This is a genomic window from Pseudomonas sp. GM84, from assembly GCF_000282535.1.
Taxonomy (GTDB): Bacteria; Pseudomonadota; Gammaproteobacteria; order Pseudomonadales; family Pseudomonadaceae; genus Aquipseudomonas.
The window spans coordinates 1-5,016 of record NZ_AKJC01000340.1; the positions used below are offsets into that span (position 1 = coordinate 1).

The 5,016-nt window shown below is 62.5% G+C and carries 3 protein-coding genes and 1 pseudogene; 2 read left to right on the forward strand and 2 right to left on the reverse strand.

Annotated elements, in window-relative coordinates; genetic code table 11:
- Positions 1-306 precede the first annotated feature (306 nt).
- A pseudogene (locus PMI38_RS24525) lies at positions 307-2,026 on the forward strand (DEAD/DEAH box helicase).
- Positions 2,027-2,144: 118 nt separating this feature from the next.
- On the opposite strand, the gene PMI38_RS24530 reads toward PMI38_RS24525, so the two are convergent.
- Positions 2,145-2,912: a DODA-type extradiol aromatic ring-opening family dioxygenase gene (locus PMI38_RS24530; RefSeq protein ID WP_008100247.1), complete on the reverse strand. Its 768-nt coding sequence runs from the start codon at positions 2,910-2,912 to the stop codon at positions 2,145-2,147.
- A 101-nt stretch (positions 2,913-3,013) separates the two neighbouring features.
- On the opposite strand from PMI38_RS24530, the gene PMI38_RS24535 reads away from it, so the two are divergent.
- The gene (locus tag PMI38_RS24535; RefSeq protein WP_008100248.1) at positions 3,014-3,667 is read left to right on the forward strand and encodes a thiopurine S-methyltransferase; all 654 of its coding nucleotides are present in this window, start codon (positions 3,014-3,016) and stop codon (positions 3,665-3,667) included.
- 167 nt (positions 3,668-3,834) lie between these two features.
- On the opposite strand, the gene htpX is transcribed toward PMI38_RS24535, so the two are convergent.
- Positions 3,835-4,722 (reverse strand): protease HtpX, encoded by an 888-nt coding sequence (gene htpX / locus PMI38_RS24540; RefSeq protein ID WP_008100249.1) that lies wholly within the window; start codon positions 4,720-4,722, stop codon positions 3,835-3,837.
- Positions 4,723-5,016 lie beyond the last annotated feature (294 nt).

The window sequence follows — 5,016 nt, forward strand, 5'->3', positions numbered from 1 at the left end:
GCCGGCGATAGGGCCGGTAAAATCCCTGAAGAAGTATCGTTTCAGCCGCTCATCGCTGATGGCCCGATACTGGCCGTCAACCTCAAAAATTTTCCTCACTTCCTTCTGTTAATTCGGGTATAGTACGCGCCGGTCTTTTAGCGGACCTCAAAATCAGGTGGTGCAAATCCTCCGAGTCCAGCTTCGGCTGCACGTCCGCTAGGCGGACCTTCCCAAGTTTTCTTTTTCAATCGTTTTCGCAAATCCCCGCCGCCAAAGCTGCCTGGGTGACCTTTTGGTCTTTCAAGGCATGTGCAGCTTTGGAGCATGGGTCTTTGCGGATGCACCTAGAGGCAGACCCATGACCCAGGAAACCGGCGGCTTCGCCGCTCTCGATCTTAATCCGAATATTGTTGCTGCCGTTCTGGCTACCGGCTATGAAGAGCCGTCCGCCATTCAGCAACAATCGATCCCGATCATCCTCGCCGGTCACGACATGATCGGCCAGGCGCAGACTGGCACCGGCAAAACCGCTGCCTTCGCCCTGCCGATCCTCAACAAGATCGATGTGAGCAAGCGCGAACCGCAAGCCCTGATCCTTGCGCCAACCCGTGAGTTGGCGCTGCAAGTAGCCACCGCTTTCGAAACCTACGCCAAGCAGATGCCAGGCGTTAATGTAGTGGCCGTTTACGGTGGTGCCCCGATGGGCCCACAGCTGCGCGCAATCCGTAACGGCGCGCAAATCGTCGTGGCCACCCCGGGCCGTCTGTGCGACCACCTGCGTCGCGACGAGAAAGTCCTGTCCACCGTGCAGTACCTGGTACTGGACGAAGCCGACGAAATGCTCAAGCTGGGCTTCATGGACGACCTCGAAGTGATCTTCGACGCCATCCCTGCCTCGCGTCAGACCGTGCTGTTCTCCGCAACCCTGCCGTCGTCGATCCGCTCGATCGCCGAACGTCACCTGCGTGAACCCAAGCACGTCAAGATCCAGAGCAAGACCCAGACCGTCACCGCGATCGACCAGGCTCACCTGATGGTCCACGCTGACCAGAAGATCCCGGCTGTGCTGCGTCTGCTGGAAGTGGAAGAGTTCGACGCGCTGATCGCCTTCGTGCGTACCAAGCAAGCCACCCTGGACCTGGCCGCCGCGCTGGAAGCCAAGGGCTACAAGGCTGCTGCGCTGAATGGCGACATCGCCCAGAACCAGCGTGAGCGCGTGATCGACTCGCTCAAGGATGGCCGTCTGGACATCGTCGTCGCCACCGACGTCGCTGCCCGTGGTCTGGACGTACCGCGCATCACCCACGTGTTCAACGTGGACATGCCGTACGATCCGGAATCCTACGTGCACCGTATCGGCCGTACCGGCCGTGCGGGTCGCGAAGGCCGTGCACTGCTGCTGGTCACCCCGCGTGAGCGCCGCATGCTGCAGGTAATCGAGCGCGTGACCGGGCAGAAGGTTGCCGAAGCACGCCTGCCGAACGCCCAGGCTGTACTGGACGCACGCATCAAGAAGCTGACCATGAGCCTGGCGCCGCTGGTGGCCGAATCGGAAGCTACCCATGGTGAGCTGTTCGACCGCCTGACCGCCGACCTGGGCTGCAGCGCGCGTGCCCTGGCTTCGGCCCTGCTGCGCAAGGCCACCAATGGCCAGGCGCTGGACCTGGGCGCCGTAGAGCGCGAGCAGCCGCTGGTGCCGAGCTTCGCCCCGCGTGGTGAGCGCACCGAACGTGCTGACCGTGGCGAGCGCCGTGAAGGTGGTGACCGCGATCGCGAGCGTCGTGCGCCGATGCCACTGGCTGAAGGCCGCGTGCGTTGCCGTACCGCCCTGGGTGCCCGTGATGGTATCGCTGCCAAGAACCTGCTGGGTGCGATCCTCAACGAGGGTGGCCTGGCGCGTGACGCCATCGGCCGTATCCAGGTGCGCGACAGCTTCAGCCTGATCGAGCTGCCGGAAGATGGCCTGGAGCGTCTGCTGACCAAGCTCAAGGACACCCGCGTGGCCGGCAAGCAGCTGAAGCTGCGTCGGTACCGCGAGGACTGATCCTGGCGCAATGAAAAAATCCCCGGCCTAGGTCGGGGATTTTTTTTTGCCTGTGCTGGCCGCCTCATCGCTGGCAAGCCAGCTCCTGTAGGAGCCGGCTTGCCGGCGATAGGGCCCTTCAGTCGAACCGATAGATATCCATCCCCAGCGCCCCCAGGGTAAACCCCTGGTGCACGATGCCAAACTTGCTTCCAGCCCCCAGGGCAAAGAACAACGGCAGGAAATGCTCATCACTGGGATGGTTGCGCAACGCAAACGGCGCCTGCTGCTTGAAGTCCAGCAGTGCAGCCTGGTCATCCTCGCCCAGCTTCTCCACCACCCAATCACGAAACGCCCGCGCCCAGGGTTCGATCACCTCCGGCCCTGCATGCCAGTCAAGCTCGCCCAGGTTATGGGTAATGCTCCCGGACCCGACCAGCAGAACGCCTTCCTCGCGCAGCCCGGCCAGTGCCTCGCCGACCTTGACCTGCAGCGCAGGCCCCAGTTGGCTTGGCAGTGACACCTGGACCATCGGGATGCTCGCATCGGGGTACATCAGCGACATCGGCACCCAGGCTCCATGATCGAAGGGCCGCCGGGCATCCAGGCGCGCCGGCAGCCCGGCGGCGTTCAGCCGCTCGCTGACGTTCGTCGCCAGTTGCGGCTGGCCAGGGGCGGGGTATTGAACGGCATACAGCGCTGCGGGAAAGCCGTAGAAGTCATGCCAGGTCTCAGGCGCCGGATTGCCGGTCACCAGCAGCTCGCGACTTTCCCAGTGCGCCGACACCACCACGATCGCCTTCGGCCGCGGCAGCGCATTGGCCAAGCCGGCCAGCGCCGGCCCGCTGGCACCGGGTTGCAGGGCAAGCATGGGGGAACCGTGGGAAATGAACAGGCTGGGCAGCATGGTGAGGTCCTGAAGGTTAAGATGCAGCCATCTTCGATCAGTTATCGATCGACATCCAATATAAGATTTTTGCCCAAACCATCGAAAAACCAGGAGGAAACATGGAGCCGGCGTTCTGGCATCGAAAGTGGGCCGACAACCAGATCGGTTTTCACCAGGCCCAGGCCAACCCCTATCTGCAACGCTACTGGCCGGCGCTTGGCCTGGCCGCCGGTAGCCGGGTGCTGGTGCCGTTGTGCGGCAAAAGCCTGGACCTGGTCTGGCTGGCGGGGCAGGGGTATCGCGTGCGGGGTGTCGAGCTGTCGCGGCGGGCGGTGGAAGACTTTTTCCACGAGCAGGGGCTGCAGGCGCAGGTCTCGCAACACGGGGCTTTCGAGGTTTGGCGCAGTGGCGAGGTGGAGCTGTGGTGCGGGGATTTCTTTGCCTTGCGGGCCGAGGATGTCGCGGACTGTGCGGGGTTGTATGACCGTGCGGCGTTGATTGCATTGCCGCAGGAAATGCGTGAGCAGTACATGAAGCTGTTGGAGCAATGGCTGCCGGCCGGTGGCAAGGGTCTGTTGGTGACGCTGGATTACGACCAGGCGCTGCTCGCAGGGCCGCCGTTTTCGGTGGTGGACGACGAGGTTCGCCGTGGCTTGGCGGACTGGAGCGTAGAAGCGCTGGAGGCGAATGAGCTCATTGAGGAAAGCCCGAAATTCATTCAGGCTGGAGTATCGAGCCTGGTTGAAAGGGTGTATCGCTTAGGGTTCAGATAATTGAGGTGCCTGGGCCGGCCCTTTCGCGGGACAAGCCCGCTCCCACAAGAGATCTCCACAGTACTTGAAGCCTGTGGGGTTCTCCGTGGGAGCGGGCTTGTCCCGCGAAAGGGCCGCTGAAGACAAACAAAAAGGGCGACCGAAGTCGCCCTTCCTTTACCTGTGGATCAACCGCGGCGGCGCAGCGCCTCGATGCGTTCTTCCAGCGGCGGGTGGCTCATCAGCAGGCCGGCCAGGCCATGCTTGAGGCCGCCGTTGATGCCGAAAGCCTTCATGGTATCGGGCATGTGTACAGGCAGGCCCTGTTCCACGCGCAGGCGCTGCAAGGCGCCGATCATCGCGGCGGTGCCGGCCAGTCGGGCGCCGGCTTCGTCGGCGCGGTACTCGCGGCGACGCGAGAACCACATGACGATCATGCTGGCGAGAATGCCCAGCACCAGCTCGGCGACGATGGTCGCCACGTAGTAGGCGATGCCCTGGCCTTCTTCGTTCTTGAAGATCACCTTGTCGACGAAGTTGCCGATGATGCGGGCGAAGAACATCACGAAGGTGTTCACCACGCCTTGCACCAGCGCCAGGGTGACCATGTCACCGTTGGCCACGTGGCCGATCTCGTGGGCCAGCACGGCGCGTACTTCATCGGGCGAGAAGCGCTCGAGCAGGCCCTGGGAAACGGCTACCAGGGCGTCGTTGCGGTTCCAGCCGGTGGCGAAGGCGTTGGCCTCGTAAGCCGGGAAGATACCCACTTCGGGCATCTTGATGCCGGCCTCGCGCGACAGCTCTTCGACCGTTTGCAAGAGCCATTGCTCGTGGCGGGTGCGCGGCTGGCTGATGATCTGGGTGCCGGTGGTCATCTTCGCCATCCACTTGGAGATGAACAGCGAGACCAGGGAGCCGGCGAAGCCGAACACGGCGCAGAACACCAGCAGGCTGCTGAGGTTGAGGTCAACCCCGTTGGCGGCCATGAACCCGTTGAAGCCGAACAGGCTCAGGGTAATGCTTGCAACCAGCACCACCGCAAGGTTGGTGGCTACAAACAACAGAATGCGCATCATGGTTGTTACGTTCTCCTGACGGATGAGTTGTTGCGTATGCGGGGTATATAAGGGGCCGGACGTGCCGATTCAATCGGGCGACTATTACAAACTGTGTACGGCGGAGTATGGCAGAGGATCTTGCGGGGGCTGTGAGATAGAGCGTTGCAGGATGTAAGAAAAATTCTACAGGGTTCGACGGAGGATCTCTGGAGTGTGTTAGATCGAGCGCCGCCCGCGCGGCGCATCGCGAGCAAGCTCGCTCCTACATTTGTTGCAACGTGCCTATGTCTGATAGGCCATGGTTGGCAGCCT